This window comes from Achromobacter sp. ACM05, from assembly GCF_019218915.1.
In the GTDB taxonomy this organism is placed as follows: domain Bacteria; phylum Pseudomonadota; class Gammaproteobacteria; order Burkholderiales; family Burkholderiaceae_B; genus Achromobacter; species Achromobacter animicus.
Genome location: NZ_JAHUWQ010000002.1, coordinates 583,291 through 600,215 on the forward strand (window position 1 = coordinate 583,291; position 16,925 = coordinate 600,215).

At 66.8% G+C, this 16,925-nt stretch carries 18 protein-coding genes; 3 read left to right on the forward strand and 15 right to left on the reverse strand.

Features of this window, described 5'->3' with window-relative positions; translation table 11 throughout:
* Position 1: 1 nt before the first annotated feature.
* The 4 genes from KW836_RS13565 to KW836_RS13580 form a co-directional block, all read right to left on the reverse strand.
* Positions 2-508 (reverse strand): sigma-70 family RNA polymerase sigma factor, encoded by a 507-nt coding sequence (locus tag KW836_RS13565; protein ID WP_175121851.1) that lies wholly within the window; start codon positions 506-508, stop codon positions 2-4.
* Between the two features lie 174 nt (positions 509-682).
* The gene (locus KW836_RS13570; RefSeq protein ID WP_175121850.1) at positions 683-1,183 is read right to left on the reverse strand and encodes a hypothetical protein; all 501 of its coding nucleotides are present in this window, start codon (positions 1,181-1,183) and stop codon (positions 683-685) included.
* A gap of 115 nt (positions 1,184-1,298) precedes the next feature.
* Positions 1,299-2,450 carry an NADH:flavin oxidoreductase gene (locus KW836_RS13575; protein ID WP_218343600.1) on the reverse strand — a complete coding sequence of 384 codons (1,152 nt, stop codon included), beginning with the start codon at positions 2,448-2,450 and terminating at the stop codon, positions 1,299-1,301.
* A gap of 1 nt (position 2,451) precedes the next feature.
* Positions 2,452-2,847: a RidA family protein gene (locus KW836_RS13580; RefSeq protein WP_218343601.1), complete on the reverse strand. Its 396-nt coding sequence runs from the start codon at positions 2,845-2,847 to the stop codon at positions 2,452-2,454.
* Between the two features lie 145 nt (positions 2,848-2,992).
* Between KW836_RS13580 and KW836_RS13585 the strand changes: the two genes are divergently transcribed.
* Positions 2,993-3,871, forward strand: coding sequence for a LysR substrate-binding domain-containing protein (locus tag KW836_RS13585; protein ID WP_218343602.1), 879 nt, complete (start codon positions 2,993-2,995; stop codon positions 3,869-3,871).
* A 54-nt stretch (positions 3,872-3,925) separates the two neighbouring features.
* On the opposite strand, the gene KW836_RS13590 is transcribed toward KW836_RS13585, so the two are convergent.
* From KW836_RS13590 to KW836_RS13620, 7 genes are all read right to left on the reverse strand, one after another.
* Positions 3,926-4,981, reverse strand: a complete 1,056-nt coding sequence (locus KW836_RS13590; protein WP_218343603.1) for an RNA methyltransferase — start codon at positions 4,979-4,981, stop codon at positions 3,926-3,928.
* A 12-nt stretch (positions 4,982-4,993) separates the two neighbouring features.
* Positions 4,994-6,109 (reverse strand): diguanylate cyclase, encoded by a 1,116-nt coding sequence (locus KW836_RS13595; RefSeq protein WP_218343604.1) that lies wholly within the window; start codon positions 6,107-6,109, stop codon positions 4,994-4,996.
* 185 nt (positions 6,110-6,294) lie between these two features.
* On the reverse strand, positions 6,295-7,014 hold the full coding sequence (msrA, locus tag KW836_RS13600; RefSeq protein WP_218343606.1) for a peptide-methionine (S)-S-oxide reductase MsrA: 720 nt from the start codon (positions 7,012-7,014) through the stop codon (positions 6,295-6,297).
* Between the two features lie 33 nt (positions 7,015-7,047).
* Entirely contained in the window at positions 7,048-7,557 is a 510-nt protein-coding gene (gene msrB / locus KW836_RS13605; RefSeq protein WP_175136734.1) for a peptide-methionine (R)-S-oxide reductase MsrB, read from the reverse strand.
* Between the two features lie 60 nt (positions 7,558-7,617).
* Positions 7,618-7,974 (reverse strand): pentapeptide MXKDX repeat protein, encoded by a 357-nt coding sequence (locus KW836_RS13610; RefSeq protein ID WP_218343607.1) that lies wholly within the window; start codon positions 7,972-7,974, stop codon positions 7,618-7,620.
* A 40-nt stretch (positions 7,975-8,014) separates the two neighbouring features.
* Positions 8,015-8,803: a molybdopterin-dependent oxidoreductase gene (locus KW836_RS13615; RefSeq protein WP_175136732.1), complete on the reverse strand. Its 789-nt coding sequence runs from the start codon at positions 8,801-8,803 to the stop codon at positions 8,015-8,017.
* 10 nt (positions 8,804-8,813) lie between these two features.
* The gene (locus KW836_RS13620; RefSeq protein WP_218343608.1) at positions 8,814-9,533 is read right to left on the reverse strand and encodes a cytochrome b/b6 domain-containing protein; all 720 of its coding nucleotides are present in this window, start codon (positions 9,531-9,533) and stop codon (positions 8,814-8,816) included.
* 142 nt (positions 9,534-9,675) lie between these two features.
* Between KW836_RS13620 and KW836_RS13625 the strand changes: the two genes are divergently transcribed.
* Together KW836_RS13625 and KW836_RS13630 are read left to right on the forward strand one after the other, a co-directional pair.
* Complete coding sequence (locus KW836_RS13625) at positions 9,676-10,395, forward strand: response regulator transcription factor (RefSeq protein WP_218343609.1); 720 nt, start codon at positions 9,676-9,678, stop codon at positions 10,393-10,395.
* Complete coding sequence (locus tag KW836_RS13630) at positions 10,392-11,870, forward strand: HAMP domain-containing sensor histidine kinase (protein WP_218343610.1); 1,479 nt, start codon at positions 10,392-10,394, stop codon at positions 11,868-11,870. Before KW836_RS13625 ends, KW836_RS13630 begins: the two co-directional genes overlap by 4 nt.
* Before the next feature lie 6 nt (positions 11,871-11,876).
* Here the strand turns inward: KW836_RS13630 and KW836_RS13635 are convergent, their stop codons facing one another.
* The 4 genes from KW836_RS13635 to KW836_RS13650 form a co-directional block, all read right to left on the reverse strand.
* Complete coding sequence (locus KW836_RS13635) at positions 11,877-14,447, reverse strand: PEP/pyruvate-binding domain-containing protein (RefSeq protein WP_218343611.1); 2,571 nt, start codon at positions 14,445-14,447, stop codon at positions 11,877-11,879.
* On the reverse strand, positions 14,444-15,091 hold the full coding sequence (locus KW836_RS13640) for a TetR/AcrR family transcriptional regulator (RefSeq protein WP_218343612.1): 648 nt from the start codon (positions 15,089-15,091) through the stop codon (positions 14,444-14,446). Before KW836_RS13640 ends, KW836_RS13635 begins: the two co-directional genes overlap by 4 nt.
* A 106-nt stretch (positions 15,092-15,197) precedes the next feature.
* Positions 15,198-16,496: an RNA polymerase sigma factor gene (locus KW836_RS13645; RefSeq protein ID WP_218343613.1), complete on the reverse strand. Its 1,299-nt coding sequence runs from the start codon at positions 16,494-16,496 to the stop codon at positions 15,198-15,200.
* On the reverse strand, positions 16,493-16,900 hold the full coding sequence (locus KW836_RS13650) for a VOC family protein (protein ID WP_175121831.1): 408 nt from the start codon (positions 16,898-16,900) through the stop codon (positions 16,493-16,495). The genes KW836_RS13645 and KW836_RS13650 overlap by 4 nt, the downstream gene beginning before the upstream one ends.
* Positions 16,901-16,925 lie beyond the last annotated feature (25 nt).

Genomic DNA, 16,925 nt, shown 5'->3' on the forward strand with positions numbered 1-16,925 from the left:
CTCAGGCGCCGAAGAAGCAAAGGTGCGCGGCCTTAGCGATATAGCGCTGCACGGTGGCCAGGGAGACGTTCAGCGTGGCGGCGATGTCGGCCTGCTTCATGCCTTCCAACTGAGACAGCAGGAACGCCCGGCGCACGGGAGCGGCCAACGTATCCAGGCGGCGGTCCAGTTCGACCAGGGTTTCAAGCAGGATGGCGCGCGTTTCGGGGCCGGGCGTTTCAAGCTCGGGCAGGTCGGCAAGGGTGGCCAGGTAGGCTTCTTCGATCCTGCGGCGCCGCATGAAATTGGACACCACGCCTTGGGCCACGGTAGTGAGCAGCGCGCGCGGCTCGCGCACCTCGACGGTGTCGCCGCGGACCAGGAGGCGCATGAAGGTGTCGTGCGCAAGATCGGCAGCATCGGATGAATTTCCCAGCCGCCGCCGCAGCCATCCTTTCAGCCAGCCATGGTGATTCGCGTACAGGACATCGATGCCCTGTTGCGGCACTGCAAACTCAGTCGCGGACATTCTGCCTCCAGCGCGTCGCGGGGCTGGAGAATCCCGGCACCATGAAAAATGAGAATCATCCGCATTCTAAGAGAAGCCGCGATGTGACGACAAGCGGCAGCTCACTACCCGGCAGCCGCCCGCCTGAGCACGCTGTGGCGCGTGCTCGGGCGGAGTCTTCACAGGCCGGGAATATCAGCTCTGCCTGGCGAAGCCGCCCGCTGCCCATTCCGACGCCCGCTGCACGTTCAGCTTGTACGTCGGCGGCACGCGGATCTGCGCGAGCTGATCGCCGAATTCGTCGTAGGCGCTGAGCGTGGCATAGGGCTCGTCCTCGTCGGGCACGATGTCCAGCTTGATGGTCAGGCGACCTTCGTCGGTGTCGATCTTCACGCTTTTGTGCAGCGTGGCGTGCAATTGCTGCTCGTGGCGGCGCAGGACTTCGTTGGCCGTCTTGACCAGGGTGTGGAAGGCCGGCGCGTCGAGCGGCTTGGGGTTCTTCTTGTCGCGGCCCATGGTCCACGGGCCGACCAGCGCGGGCTCGGCCTGTCCGTCCAGCGTCATTTCGACGGCCCAGCCGTCGTCGTCTTCGTTCTTTATGACGCGCGCGGTCCAGCCGTCGTCGCGCCAGAGCCTGGCTTCCTGTTCCTTGGGCGCGTCGGAAATATCGGTGTCCGGCGTGGAAGTGTCGTTCACTGCGGTACTGCTCCTGGATTCGTTGATGCGCGGCGATGACGCCGCGGGCCTTGAGGGCGACCCAGCACTGTAGCCTACTGCGCGGGCAGGGCGGGTGACGCGGTTGTCACGGGTGTCACGCAGCCTGAGCCTGCGCGCGATGGCGGACCGCGTTGTCCAGGTCGGCAATCGGCGCAAGCAGGCCCCGGTCGAATTCCTCCTGTGGCTTGCCGGTGCGCAGTCTGGCCGGCCAGTCGGCATGCGTGAGCGCGCCGCGTCCCAGCGAAACGAAGTCCGCCTCCTGCCGGGCGATCAGGCCTTCGGCCCGCGTGGCGTCATGCAACGAACCATTGGCCAGCACCGGCACCGGGACATGCTTGCGCGCCAGCGCCGCCAGGCTTGGACCGGCCTCGCCGAATGCGGGGCGCCAGGCCTCGAACTCGGTTGTGTGCAGGTAATCGATGGGCTGCGTGCCCAACGTGCTGAAGATCCGCGCGGCCTCGTCCTGGCCGCCCGTCCACTTGTGGGTGAAGTCGTTGACCTTGCCCTGCGAACTGCGCACGCCCACGACAAAGTCCGCTGTCGTCGACTGCCGCACCGCCTGGATCACGTCCAACGTCAGACGCAGGCGGTTTTCCACGCTGCCGCCGTAGCGATCCTCGCGCAGGTTGGTGTGGGCAGTGAGGAACTGATCAAGCAGATAGCCGTTGGCGCCGTGTATCTCCACGCCGTCGAATCCCGCCGCCTGCGCCCGGCGCGCCGCCTGCGCAAAGCCGTCGACCGTCTCGGCAATCTCATCGATCGTCATCGCTTCCGGCATCCGGTAAGGCCCTTGGCCGCGGTAGAAGGTCATCTGCTGTCCCGCCGGTTGCACGGCCGAAGGTCCCTTGGTCCGGGACCGATGCGGATTGCCCTGCGACAGCGCGCCCGCATGCATCAGCTGCGCAATGATGCGTCCACCCCGCGCATGCACACGATCCACCACGGGTCGCCATGCCTCACGCTGCGCATCGTCCGCCAGACCGGGCTGGAACAGGTAGCCCTGCGCATGCGCCTTGTCCGTATAGATGCCTTCGGTGATCACCAGGCCAAAGCCGCCAGCGGCGAAGGCCTCGTAGTAGTCGGCCATCTGCGCCGTGGCTCGGCCGTCCGCCGTGGCGCTGACGCGTGTCATGGGCGCGACGGCCAGCCGGTTAGGCAGGTTCAGCGTGCCCACGCGCAGCGGCGTGAACAGCATGGCGGGAAGCGTCGGCGCGTTGGTCTGCAGACGATTGTCGAGCGTGGTCATCTTACTGGCCCTCCGGTTGGCGGACCGCCGCGATGGCTTCGATCTCGATCATCGCGGCCGGATCGTACAGGGCCTTGATCTCGGCAATGGTGTCGGCCGGGTAGGGCGCCGAGAAGAACTTGCGGCGCAGCGCCACCACGTCGTCGAAATGCCCCATATCGGTGACAAAGATCGTGACCTTGATGACGTCTTTCAACCTGGAACCGCCGGCTTCCAGTGCGCGGCGCAGGTTCTGGAAGGCTTGCTCGCCTTGCGCCAGAAAGCCGCCGTCCACGATCTTCCCGTCGTCGGCGGCGCCTGCCTGACCCGAAATGAAGAGCAGATTGCCGAACTGGATGCCTTGCGACAGCAGGAAAGGCGCGTAGTTGTCGGGCTGGGTGATGACTTGTTTGAGCATGATGCGAATTCCTTCATCTATGGCCGGCGGGATTGGGGGAGTGGGGTGCCGGTTAGTGAAGACAATGTAGGGTGGTGACGAATCGGTGACAAAGGTTCGTTTGTCAGCTATAAGACGAGAAAAATTCATCCATAGGCAGCCGCCCATGCAACGCCGATCCCTTCCGCTCTCTGCGCTGCGCGCCTTCGAAGCCGCCGCCCGTCTGGGCAGCTTCAAGGCCGCCGCCGAGGAACTTGCCGTCACCCCGACTGCCGTCAGTCATCAGATCCGCGCGCTTGAAGCCGGGACGGGTCTCGCGCTGTTCGATCGCCAGGTGCGCAAGGTCACGTTGACCGAAACCGGGTCGCAGCTATATCCCGTGCTGCGCGACGGCTTCGACAAGTTCGAGGCGACCTTGGCGCGGCTGACGCAACAGCGCACGCGGGCGCAGGTCAGCATCTCGGCCACCAATGCCTTCACCGTGAAGTGGCTGGTGCCGCGCATGGCCGATTTCCGCCGCCAGCATCCCGACATCGACCTGCAATTGCAGGCGAGCGACGACCTTGTCGATCTGCGCTCGTCCTCGGTTGATATCGCGATCCGGTATGGGCGGGGTCCGTATCCCGGGCTGGTGACGCAGCCGTTGTTCACCGATCGATTCGGACCGGTCGCCAATCCGCGCCTGGGCGTTGTCTCGCCGGACGATCTGGGGCGGGTGCCGTTGATCCGCTTCGACTGGAAACGCGCGCAACCCGAAAACCCGACGTGGGAGCGCTGGTTTGCGGTGGCCGGGCGTCCGCTGCCGCCCGAGGCCGGGCAGTTGCGGTTTTCAGATGAAGGGCACGCCATACAGGCGGCGGTGGCGGGGCACGGAATTGCGTTGGTCAGCCTGGCGCTGGTGGACGATGAGCTGCGGGCAGGGCATTTGGTGCAGCCGTTCGGGCCCGAGATCGAGGGGCATACGTATCACCTGGCGATGTTTGGGGAGCGGGACGCGTCGGTGGCCGTGCAGGCGGTGGCGGGGTGGCTGCGGGCGCAGGTGTGAAGGCCCCTTTCCGGCCTGACTTGCGTGGAGCGTGTCGCAGGCGCGCGCAAGGATTTATGTTGCGTGGGCAACTGACGCCGGCTTGCGGCGCAGTTCAACCACCTGCGCCGCGCCGACTGCTCGCGCGCGCAACTGGCCACAGCCGCCGTCCACGTCCTGCCCGGCGCTGTTCCTGACTTTGGCCAGGACGCCACGGCCGTGCAGATGGCGGACGATCTCGCGGATGCGCTCGGCATCAGGGCGCTGGTAGTCATCGCCCTCGAGGCTATTGAACGGGATGACGTTCAGCACACCGTACTTGCCCTTGAGCAGACGCACGACGGCATCGAGTTCGTCGTCGCCGTCGTTGATGCCCTTGAGCAGCGTCCATTGATACTGGATCGGGTAATCCGTGTCGCGAGCGTATTGTTCGCCCAGTTCAATCAGGGCTTCAGGCGTGATTTTCGGCGCGCGCGGCAGCAGGTGGGCGCGCAGGTCGGCCTTGGTCGTATGCAGCGACAGCGCCAGCGCCGGTTTGACGCGTTGTTTCGGCAGGGCGTCGAACACCCGCTGATCGCCCACGGTCGAGAACACAAGGTTCTTGTGGCCGATATAGCCTTCCGTGCCGAGCAGGTCGATGGCTTCGAGCACGTTGTCCAGGTTGTGCGCGGGTTCGCCCATGCCCATGAAGACAACCTTCTTCACCGCACGCTGACGCCGCGCCAGCACGACTTGGGCAAGGATTTCCATGCTCGTGACCTGACGGATCAGCCCGCTCTTGCCGGTCATGCAGAAGCGGCAGCCGACCGCACAGCCAACCTGCGTGGAAACGCACAGGCCATCGCGCGGCAACAGCACGCTTTCCACCATCTGCCCATCGGCCAGTTCGACAAGCAATCGCGAGCCGTCGCTGCCCGCGTGTTCGGAGCGGATCCGGGCAAGACTGTCCAGTTCCGCCGTCACCTCGGGGATGGCGTCACGTAGGGCCAGAGGCAGAAAGTGCTCGGCGCTACGCCGCCGGGTGCCGGTGTCGAGCGCTTGCCCGTTCAGCCAGACGCGCACGACCCGGCCACGGTGAACGGGCAGGGCGCCAAGAGCGGTGAGGCGATGGGTGAAGTCGGAAAAGCGCATGGGGGGCGGATTTTACTCTGCCTCGACCCGGTTCCGGCCCGCCCGCTTGGCTTGATACAGTTTGGCGTCAGCCCGCCGATACATGACTTCCCAGGACTCGGCGCGATCCGTGTGCGCCACGCCCGCGCTGATCGTGACCGGCGCTTCGTCGCTCGGATCCCGCACGCTCTGTTCAACGGCTGCGCGCAGGCGTTCCGCGCAGCGCAGGGCCTCGGGCGGCTCGGTGGCTGGCAGGAAGATGCCGAATTCCTCGCCGCCAATGCGCCCGAGCACGTCGTGCTTGCGCACCGCGTCGTTGAGGGCCTTGGCCACTTGCTTGAGCACGTTGTCTCCGCTTTGGTGGCCATGCAGGTCGTTGATGCGTTTGAAGTTGTCGACATCGCAGACGATGAGCGCCACCGCAGCGTTGCCATTCGATATGTGCGATCGGGCGCGCGCTTCGAAGCCCCGCCGGTTATAGACGCCGGTCAGCCAATCCTTGTCGCCTTCCTTGCGGACCTCGTCAATGGCGTCGGCGGCGATCGCAACCAGCAGCGTGAGCGCCAGCGCGACGCTGAATACCGCAAGCGAAAGCTGCAACATCTGCCAAAACGGCGAGTCGGCAAAGGCAAGGGCGCCTTGTGGCGCCAGCGTCCCCATACTCAGCAGTGTGCGCGGCAGAAAATGCAGGCCGAAAAGCAACACCACAAAGAAAAGCGCCTTGTCGACCGGACGCTGACGCGAAGATCGCCGCATGCGCCACGCGGCAAAGCAGAACAGCAGTCCGAAGCCCGCATTCAGCACATAAACGCGGACAAGCAGGTTGCGATCGATATAGAAGAAGTACCAGAGCGCGCCCATGATGGCCGCCGCATACAGGCCAAATGCGGCCCAGGGCACGCGAATGCGTGCGCGATCGAGAACGCCCTGCACCACCAGACATCCTGCAGCCGTGTATAGAAAACCCGAGACGAGCGCATTGAGACCCGTGTCGCGGGGCACGTACAGGACTTGTGAAATCGCCCCACAGGCAAATGTCATACAGCCTGCGGCAAGGTGCAGCAGGAAGCGTTTGCGCTGGAAGAAGAACCAGATGGCAAGGAAGGTAAGTCCGAAGATCAGCAGCAGTGCTGGCGCGATCAATGACAACGTCACTCGGACTTGCGAACCTACCATCGGGGCCTCGGGCGAAGCGGCGGCGCGTCTTGCGCGCGGGCCAAATTTCGAGAGTTAACGGTGTCCGAAGGGCGACCTCCGCAGGCCGCCCTCCGTATCCCAAAGTGGCTGAAGTTTACGATAGGGCCGGCCCGGGGCGCCTGCGCTTCCCCCCAGCGCTATCTGTCCTTCGCGCTCACCAGCACCGGCTTGTCCCGCCATGCATCCGGAAACGTCTTCGCCAGGTTCTCCACCTTGGGCACATCGTTGATCACGATGTACATGCTGTTCGGATTGCGCACCAGATAGTCCTGGTGATAGTCCTCAGCCGGATAAAACGCCTGCAGCGGTTCGATGGTGGTTGCCAGCGGCTTCGGATACACCCCCGATTTGTTCAACTGCGCGATATAGGCCTCGGCCACCTTGCGCTGGCTGTCGTTGGCGGGAAACACGGCGGATCGGTATTGCGTGCCGTGATCCGGCCCCTGGCGGTTGAGCTGGGTGGGATCATGCGCGACCGAGAAATAGATCTGCAACAGTTGCCCGTAGCTGACCTGTTCGGGGTCATAGGTGATTTCCACCGCTTCCGCATGGCCGGTCCGGCCGCTGCTGACCGCGTTGTAGTTGGCGGTGTTGGCCTGGCCGCCGGCGTAGCCCGAGACGGCGTTGCTGACGCCCTTGACGTGTTGGAAGACCGCCTGCACGCCCCAGAAGCAGCCGCCGGCAATGACGGCTTTCTCCTGTGTGGCGGGCGCCGCGGAAGCATTAGCGGGCTGCTCCGCAGCGGGCGGGGGGATGATGAAGGCGCGTTCGGCGGCGGACGCAGCAGTCGAGGCGATCAGGCCGCCCGCGGTGGCAAGTGCGGCGCAGAGACGGCGGAGGGTGGGGTGCTTGGACATGATGTCGGGTCCTTGTAGCGATGCGGTGGCGGATCAGGCTTGCGGGGCGAAGGTCATGGCCACGCCGTTCATGCAGTAGCGCAGGCCGGTGGGTCGAGGGCCGTCGTCGAACACGTGCCCCAGGTGGCCGCCGCAGTTGGCGCAATGCACGGCGGTGCGGGTCATCCCGAAGCTGCGGTCGCGGGTCTCGCCGACGGCGCCGGGCAGGGGCTGCCAAAAGCTGGGCCAGCCGGTGCCGCTATCGAACTTGGTGGACGACGAGAACAAGGGGTGTTCGCAGCCCGCGCAGGCGAAGGTGCCGTTGCGGTGTTCGTCGTTGAGCGGGCTTGAGTACGGCCGTTCCGTGCCGTCGCGGCGCAGCACCTGGTATTGCTCGCGCGTCAGGCGCTCTTGCCATTGGGCGTCGGTGAGGGTGTAGGGAAAGCTGGCCGCGGGCGTGGCGGCTTGTGCCGGGCCGCTGCGCGTGACCAGCAGCGGGGCGATGCCCACGGCGGCTGCCGCGGCGCCGCCCAGGCCAAGGAAATGTCTGCGTGTGAGGTTCATGGCGAGTTCCGTGCGAATGGTTCGAGCCGGGGGCCGGCGGGCGCGGCCCCGGCGCGAGCGTTACTTCTGCATGCCGTCCTTGCTCATCCCGTCCTTCGACATCCCGTCCTTCGACATGCCGTCCTTCGACATGCCGTCCTTCGACATGCCGTCCTTCGACATCGACCCCTTCGACATCGAATCGCGGGACATGGAATCCTTCGACATCGACCCCTTGGACATGCCATCGCGCGACATCGAATCCTTCTTCATGCCGTCGTGCGACATGCCGTCCTTCTTCATCCCGTCCTGCGCCGGCGCTTCCTTGGACATGCCGCTTTTGCTCATGCCTTCCTTGCCCATGGTGTCGGCAGCGTAAGCGGCCGTGGCCCCGAGGGCCAGGCACACGGACAATGCGGCGGTGGTGAGTTTGTTCATGATGCGTTCCTTTTGACAGTGAAAAAAAGCGGGAAATCACCTAGCTGCCGCCGAACCAGTTGTAGCCCTGGTCCTCCCAGTAACCGCCCGGGTAGGTGTTGGTGACGAAGATCGCCTGGATGTGCTTGGGGTTCTTGTAGCCAAGCTTGGTGGGCATGCGCAGCTTCATGGGGAAGCCGTATTCGGGGGGCAGCGTCCGGCCGTCGTACGTGAGGGCCAGGATGGTCTGCGGGTGCAGCGCGGTGGGCATGTCGATGCTGGTGTAGTAGTCGTCGGCGCACTTGAAGCCGACGTACTTGGCGGACAGGTCGGCGCCCACACGCTTCAAGAACGCCGAAAACGGCACGCCGCCCCATTTGCCGATGGCGCTCCAGCCTTCGACGCAGATGTGCCGCGTGACTTGATCGACTTGCGCCATGGCGCGCAGTTCGTCCAGCCGCCAGCGGCGCTTGTCGGCCACCATGCCGGTGACCTCCAGCCGGAACGATGCCTCGTCCACCTGGGGCACGTCGTCGATGCCGTAGAAGGCATTGAAGGGAAACGGCCGGGTGATCATGGATTCGGGATAGGTCGGCGCGAGCTTGGCGGGGTCGAAGATCCAGCCCTGCACGCGGTCGTTGAAGCGGGAGACGGCCGACAGCGCCTGTTCGACGCTTTCGTCGTCGGACAGCGAGCACCCGGACAGCATGGCCAGGCCGCCCAGCGTCAGGCCGCGGCGCAGGAAGGCGCGGCGCGAGGGCTGCTCGACGCGCTTGTCCAGCAGCTTTCCGGCTTCGCGCAGGATGGCCGGGGCGTCCAGGCCCGGCAGGAGGCGGCGTTTTTCGGTCATGGCGGGTTCCTTATTTGCCGCGGATCATGGTGAGCAGGCTGCGGGGCACCAGGGCGACCATCGCCAGGTGCACGGCGACAAAGCCGGCCAGCAGGGCCATCGCGAAGAAATGCACGCGCCGTGCGGCTTCATAGCCGCCCATCAGGTCGCGCAGCAGGTCGAATTGCACGGACTTCCACAGCACGAGTCCGGACAGGATCAGCACGGCAATGTCGGCCATCACGAAGAGGTAGGCCAGGCGCTGGACGTGGTTGTAGCGGCGCGGGTCGGCGTGCGAGAGCCTGCCGCGCAGCGCGGCCAGCAGGTCGCGCGCTACGCCGCCGGGGCTGACCGGCAGGAATTTGCGCCACAGGCGGCCGGTGGCGACGTTCAGCGCCAGGTAGAGCAGGCCATTGGCAAACAGCAGCCACATGCCGGCAAAGTGCCATTGCAGCGCGCCGCCCAGCCACCCGCCCAGCGTGATGCCGTTGGGAAAGGTGAAATCGAAAAAGGGCGCGGCGTTGTAGATGCGCCAGCCGCTCATGACCATGACGACGACGGCCAGCGCGTTCAACCAGTGCGTCACGCGCAGCCAGCGGGGGTGGATGACGGGGGAGATAGCCGGAGGCGCCGGCTGGCCAGTCCGTTTTTTCGCGTCGGACTCGGCGGCGGTGGACGGTGACGCGGCGGGCGACAGCGCGGACACCGGCGGGGCAAGCGGCGTATTGTTGAGGGCGGGTCGGGCCAGCATGGCGGTCTCCGGTGGGCTGTCGATGGAGGCATTCTTCCTCCTGGCCCATACCGAAGTCCTCACGCAAAGTTAAATTAATCGTTAACTTTGCCCCGCGCCGATTGGCGACAATAGGCGCATTGATCACGCCCCAGGTTGCCCCATGGATACGTCCCGCCGCGTACTGATAGTTGAAGACGACGCCCACATCGCGGAACTGCTGCGCCTGCATCTGCGCGACGAGGGCTACGCGGTGGAACACGCGGCCGACGGCAACGCGGGCATGCGCCTGCTGGAAGAAGGCGGCTGGGACGCGCTGGTGCTGGACCTGATGCTGCCCGGCATCGACGGCCTGGAAATCTGCAAGCGGGCGCGCGCGATGGCGCGCTACATCCCCATCATCATCACCAGCGCCCGCTCCAGCGAGGTGCACCGCATCCTGGGCCTGGAACTGGGCGCGGACGACTATCTGGCCAAGCCGTTTTCGATGCTGGAACTGGTGGCGCGCGTGCGGGCGCTGCTGCGCCGCAGTGATGCCATCGAACGTAACGCCCGCCAGGACGCCGGCAGCCTGGCCGTGCATGGCGTGTCGATCGATCCGATCGCCCGCACGGTCGATGTCGACGCCCGCCGGCTGGATCTGACGCCGCGCGAGTTCGATCTGCTGCATTTCTTTGCGCGGCATCCGGACAAGGTGTTTTCGCGCATGGACCTGCTGAATCAGGTGTGGGGCTATCAGCACGAAGGCTATGAGCACACGGTCAACACCCACATCAACCGGCTGCGCACCAAGATCGAGGCCGACCCGTCCAACCCGCAGCGCATCCTGACGGTCTGGGGCCGCGGCTACAAGTTCGCGGCGGCGCCCGGGGTGCAGCCATGAAGCGATTCACGTTGACTCAGCGCCTGTCCGGCGTCTTTGCGCTGCTGCTGTTGGCGTGCTGCGGCGCGTCCGCGTGGCTGCAGATCGCGGCCAACTCGCGCTACGAGCAGGAGGTCGTGCAGCGGCTGTCCAGCGGCCTGGCGCAGCACATCGCGGGGTCCACCGAACTGATGGACGCGGGCGGCTGGAAGCCGGATGCCGTGCGCTCGATGTTCGACATGCTGATGACGGTGAATCCGGCGGTCGAGGTCTATCTGCTGTCCAACGATGGCCGCATCGTCGGCGACGCCGCGCCGCCTGGACAGATCAAGCGTGATCGCGTCGACCTGGCGCCGGTCAAGCGGCTGCTGGCCGGCGGCATGCTGCCCATCACGGGCGATGATCCGCGCAGCCTTGACGCGCAAAAGGTGTTCAGCGCGGCGCCGGTGCGCGTGGATGGCCGCGAACAGGGGTATGTCTACGTGGTGTTGCAGGGCCAGGCGCATGATGCGCTGGCGATGGACGTGTCGCGCACGTCGGTGCTGCGCACGACGCTGTGGTCGATTGCGCTGGTGGCCTTGCTGGGGCTGGTGGCGGGGCTGGCGGCGTTTGCGCTCATCACGCGGCCGTTGCGGTCGCTGACGCGAGCGGTGCGCGCCTTTGACGGCGACGACGGCCAGGCGCTGGCCGCGCTGGAACAGCCGGCGGACCAATCGGCGCGCAACGGCGACGAGATCGCGGTGCTGCGGCGCACGTTTGCGCAGATGGGCCGGCGGATCTCGGATCAGTGGCGCGAGCTGACGCGGCAGGACCAGCAGCGCCGCGATCTGGTCGCCAATATTTCGCACGACCTGCGCACGCCGCTGACGTCGCTGCATGGCTATCTGGAAACGCTGCGTTTAAAGGATGAGGCGCTTGATCCCGCCGAACGCCGCCGCTATCTGGACATCGCGCTGGCGCAAAGCCGCAAGGTCGGCCGGCTGGCGCAGGAACTCTTCGAACTGGCGCGGCTGGAGTCCGGCCTGGTGCGCCTGGAACCCGAGACGTTTTCGCTGCCGGAACTGGTGCAGGACGTGATGCAGAAGTTCGAGCTGGCGGCCGAGGCGCGTCAGCAGCATCTGACCACGGACATTGCGCAGGCGCTGCCGCCGGTGCGCGCCGATCTGGGGCTGATCGAACGCGTGCTGACGAACCTGCTGGACAACGCGATCCGGCATAGCCCGCCGGGCGGACAGATTGCATTGCAGCTTGGCCTGTCGCGCAACCGGGTGCAGGTGCAGGTCAGCGATTCAGGGACGGGCATTCCGCAGGCGTTGCGCGCCGGGCTGTTCACGCGGGCGTCGGCGCTGAACCGCGGGCCGGGCGAGGCCGGCGGACTGGGACTGGTCATCGTGCAGCGGATTCTGCAACTGCACCAGAGCGAGATCCGGCTGGTGGACGGAGCGGGGGGCGGAGCGGTGTTTCAGTTCGAATTGGCGACGGCCGCGCAAGGGTAGGCGGGTTCAGTCCGGGGCTTCCTCCCGCAGCCGGGTGACGACGCCTTTCACGGCATCGACTTCCAGCATGTCGCCGGTGGCGACCCCTTGCAGAACCCCGTGGACGCTGACGACGGCCGGCACGCCGAACTCGCGCGCCACGATGGCGGCATGCGACAGATATCCGCCGACTTCCATCACGACAGCGCCCGCGCGCAGGAAAAGGGGCGTCCACGCGGGGTCGGAAGACGCCGCGACCAGAATGCCGCCGGCGGGCATGGACAGGCCTTCGTCCGGCGAGCGCGCCACGAACGCGCGGCCGCGTGCGCGTCCGCCCGCCACCGGCGTGCCGCGCCAGGAATCGCGCGATGCGGCCGCAACAGACGCGGTTATTGGCGCAGGCGGTGCGGCGTGGTCTGCGTGTTCGGTGATGACGTCAATGTCCGGCAGCGCGGTCCATGCCTGCAATTGCGTACGCCGGGCGGCTGCGCGCCGGCCCAGCGCGGCGGCATCCATCCGGCCATCCGCCAGTGCAAAGATCTCGGCCGCATCCAGATGAAAGATGTCGTCGGCGTTCGCGAGTCCGTCCGGGCCGGTGTTGCGGCGTCCCAGTTCCAGCGCACGCTTGCGCGCCACGGCCAGATACGCCACGAGCACGCTGCGCGCGGCCTCGCGCTGGTTGCCTTCCAGGCGGGATGCCGTCAGCAGCATGGTGGCCAGCGGCCGCTGCCAGAAGGGCAAGGCGCGGCGAACGCGTTGCCACGCCTGCCGCGCGGCGTCGTCCTGCCGGGCGCGCAGGGCGGCGGGATCGGCGCCGATCAGATTCAGGATGCTGTCCAGCAGATAGCCGGGCGCTTCGCGCCAGCGCGGATTGCGCAAGTAGGTTTCGTAGACGGCGCGGTGACCGTAACGATGCAGGAAGTCGGCAAAAGCCTTCTTGAATGGACTGTCATCGGGTAATGTCCCCGCCCACGCGGCATCGTTGCGGTTCGGCGCGCGCAGCCAAGCGAGCGCCTGGGCATCGTGTTCGGCCAAATGCGCCAACGCCATGAGCGCATAGCCTTGCTCGGCGGTCACGCTGGGGTCGCCGCCTGCCATCAGCGCGGCGGTCAACGCGTGGCCTTCGCCGGGCACGGCTTTTTCCACCATGTCGAGCAGCTTGGACAGCGCACCGCCGCCCGAACCCTGCAAGAAGAACAATTGATCCGCGGCCAGGACGGTCTGGAATTGCTCGCGCAACTGCGCGCCCAGCGCGGCGTCGGAGGCGGGCAGCGGCGCGTCCAGCCACTCCTGGGCGCGGGCCAGAAGCCGGGGCAGATCGGTGGCGGCCTGGCGGCGCAGCGGCGCGGCCCGGCGCAGATAGCGCACGATGCGCAGGCCGTGCCGCAGCCGCTGCATGGCGGTGACCGGTGGCACACGGATCTCGGGCTGCGGGCCGCCCAGCAACGCGTTCATGTCGCGCGGACTGACGCCCAGCGCGTCATGGCCGACCCATTGGATGACCGAGGCATTCAGATAGGCGCGCCCCTGGAACAGTGCGGCGAGGGGCACGCCGGGGAGCGTGCGGTAACCGCTCAACTCGAAGCCGCAGGTCAGCATCCGCTGGGCCATGACGCGGCCCGCGTCCCATTCCAGGGCTGACATGGCTTGCGGCAGGACCTCGCGGGTATTGCCGCGCGACCAGTAATCCGGCTGGTCTTGCAGCGCGGGATAGGTGTGGCGCGCCGACGCGGTCACCGGGCGCGCCTGCACGATCCAGAACCGGTCGCCGTCCCAGGCCCATTCAAGGTCGTACGCCGCGCCGCTGTAGTCCAATGCGCGGGCGGCGTCGCGGGCAATGTCGCCCAGCGTCTCAGCCTGCGCGTCGGTCAGCACGGCTTGCGCGGCGCGGGCGGCGGGCGTGTCGGTCAACTGTGTGCCTGCGCCGGTGGCGGCGGGCTGCGTGGCGTGACGTTTCGCGCCGATGCGTCGCGAAACGACCGGCCAGGCTTGGCGCAGATAGTCTTCGCGCAGGCGGTAGTCATCGCCGTCCGCCTCGCCGTTCACGAGCGATTCGCCCAGGCCCCAGTTGGCGTGGATGATCATCTCGTCGTGGCGGCCCGTGGCGGGGTCGATGGTGAAGGCGATGCCCGACGCCTGTGCTTCGATCATCGGCATGACGACGACCGCCATGCCGCCCGCGCCGTCGATCGGCAGGCCAAGGCGCTGCCGGTAAGCCTGCGCCTGCGGCGTCCATAGCGAATCCCAGATACGTCCAAGCGCCTGCTCGGCGGCATCGGGTCCGCGCACGTTAAGGCAGGACAAATGGATGCCGGCGAACGACGCGCCGGCGGAATCCTCTTGCGGCGCCGACGAGCGCAACGCAAGGGGACGGTCCAGCCAGCCGCGTTCATGCAACGCCTGGCGCAGCGCTTGCGTGATGGCCGGCGGCAGGTCCTGGCCGGGCCGGTGCCCGGCGCTGGCCTGCGCCGCCAGCACGAAGCCGTCGGGCACCGGCACGCCAAACTGCGCCATGCGGCCCAACTGCCAGCCCTTGCCGCCCGCCGCTTGCGGACCGGCCTGCGCCGCGGCCGGCCAGTCCAGCACCAAGGCAGTCATTCCGCGCTCCCGGCAATACCGTGCACGAACAAGGTTATGGCGGCGTCGAATTCCTGCTGAAGCGACGCGCCGGGCTGGTCCAGCCAGCGCAGCAGGGCGCCCAGGTAAAGGAACTGAAGATGATGGGCGAGCAATTCGGCGTCCATGTCGGACCGGGCCTGGTTGGCGGCCTGCGCGTTCTGGATCAGCGCGGCAAACACGCGGTGCAGGCCGCTACGCGAATGGCGCTCGTCGTTCTGCGTGCCCGCCTGCATGGTGGCGAAGCGGTAACGCAGATAAGGGCCAAGGTAAGCGCGGTGCGATTCGGCCCAATCCGCCGATGCGTGCAGCAGCCGCGTCAGCCGTTCGGCGAAGGTGGGCAGGGCTTGAAGCGCGGGCCATAGCGTCGTCAGCGACCCGGCCAGCTCGCCGTGGAAGCGTTGCGCCAGCAGCGCCTCCTTGACGGGAAAGTGGTTGTAGAGCGTGCCCTTGGACACGTCGGCCTGCGCGGCAATCTGCTCCATCGTGACGGCGTCGTAGCCGAGGGCTTCGAACAGGCGCCAGGCGGTCTGTGTCAGATGGTCCACCGTCTGCTGGCGCTTGCGTTCGCGGCGGCCGATGTCGGTGGCGTCCGCGCCGGGCAGGAGGAGATGGGAGTCGGGCATGATCAAACCAAAATAATTAAACGACGTTAAAAATTATACGTCGTCTAATAATTCGGTGTTTTGAATCGGCGCCAGACGGTCGGGCCCGAGGCAGCGTCGCGCTCCCTCAATCGCCGCTGACGTCGCCCGTTTCCCCGGACATTTCCCGCGCGCGCGCCAGCAGCAGCTCGCGTTCGCGGGCGTTGCGGGTCATGCCGGCCGCGCGTTCGAATTCTGCGCGGGCTTCGGCCTTGCGGCCCAGCCTGGCCAGCAGGTCGGCGCGCACGCTGGGCAGCCAGTGATAGTTTGCCAGCGCGGGCTCCGACGCCAACTGGTCAGCCAGATCCAGGCCGGCCTGCGGGCCGAAGGCCATGCCGATCGCGACGGCGCGGTTCAGCGCGACCACGGGTGACGGCGCCGCCTGGGCGAGCGCATCGTACAACGCCACGATTCGCATCCAGTCGGTTTCCCCGGGCGTACGGGCCCGCGCGTGACAGGCAGCCAAGCCGGCCTGCAGCGCATAGGGCCCACGCGCGCCGCCCAGCGCATCGGCCCGGTCCAGCGCCGCCAGCCCGCGCCGGATCAGCAGCGGATCCCAGCGGCGGCGGTCCTGTTCCATCAGCAGCACCGGCCGGCCCTCGGCATCGGTGCGCGCATGCAGGCGCGACGCCTGCAGTTCCATCAGTGCGACCAGACCATGCACCTCGGCCTCCGACGGCGTCAATTCCGCCAGAATGCGGCCCAGGCGCAGCGCTTCGTCGCACAGGCCCGGCCGCATCCAGTCATCGCCCGAGGTCGCGGAATAGCCTTCGTTGAAGATCAGATAGATGACTTCCAGCACCGAGGCCAGACGCGGCGCGCGGTCGGCGGCCGAGGGCACCTCGAAGGGCACATTGGCGGCGGACAGCGTGCGTTTGGCGCGCACGATGCGCTGCGCGATGGTCGATTCCGATGCCAGGAACGCGCGCGCGATCTCGGCCGTCGTCAGCCCGCCCAAGAGGCGCAGCGTCAGCGCCACGCGGGCCTCGGTGGACAACAGCGGATGGCAGGCGGTGAAGACCAGCCGCAGCAGATCGTCGCCGATGTCGTCCTGGCGCGCCGCATCCAGCGCGTCGACGAAGTCGGGCTCCACGTCGGCCTGCAAGGCTTCCAGCTCGTGGCCGATCTGCTCGTGCTTGCGGGTGTGCAGCGCATCCAGCCGCAGCCGGTCACGCGCACGGTTCTTCGCGGTGGTCATGAGCCATGCTCCGGGATTGTCCGGCACGCCCGTCTGGGGCCAGCGCTCCAGCGCCGCAACCAGCGCATCCTGGGCCAGCTCTTCAGCCAGTCCCACGTCGCGCACCAGACGCGCCACCCCCGCGATGACGCTGGCGGCCTCGATCCGCCAGACCGCCTCGATGGCGCGATGCGTGGCCGCCTGCGTCATGCGCCGGTCGCTTCGCCGGGAACCATGTAGGCGAACTCCCAGATGTGCCCATCCAGGTCCTCGAACCCGTGCGCGTACATGAAGCCGTGGTCCTGCGGCGCGCGCGGCGCCGTGCCGCCCGCGGCGACGGCCCGCGCCACCAGGTCGTCGATCTCGGCTCGGCTTTCGCAGGACAGGCAGACCAGCACTTCCGTGGTCTGCGTGGCGTCCGCCACTGGCTTGCCGGTAAAACTCTGGAAGAAGTCCTTCACCAGCAGCATCACGTAAAGGTTGTCGCCGACGACCATGCAGGCGCCCTGGTCGTTGGTGAAGTCGGGATTGAAGCTGTAGCCCAGTTTCTTGAAGAATGCCTGGGACTTCTGCATGTCGTTGATGGGCAGGTTGACGAAGATCTGCTTGTGCATGACGTGTCTCGCTTGATTGTTCGGG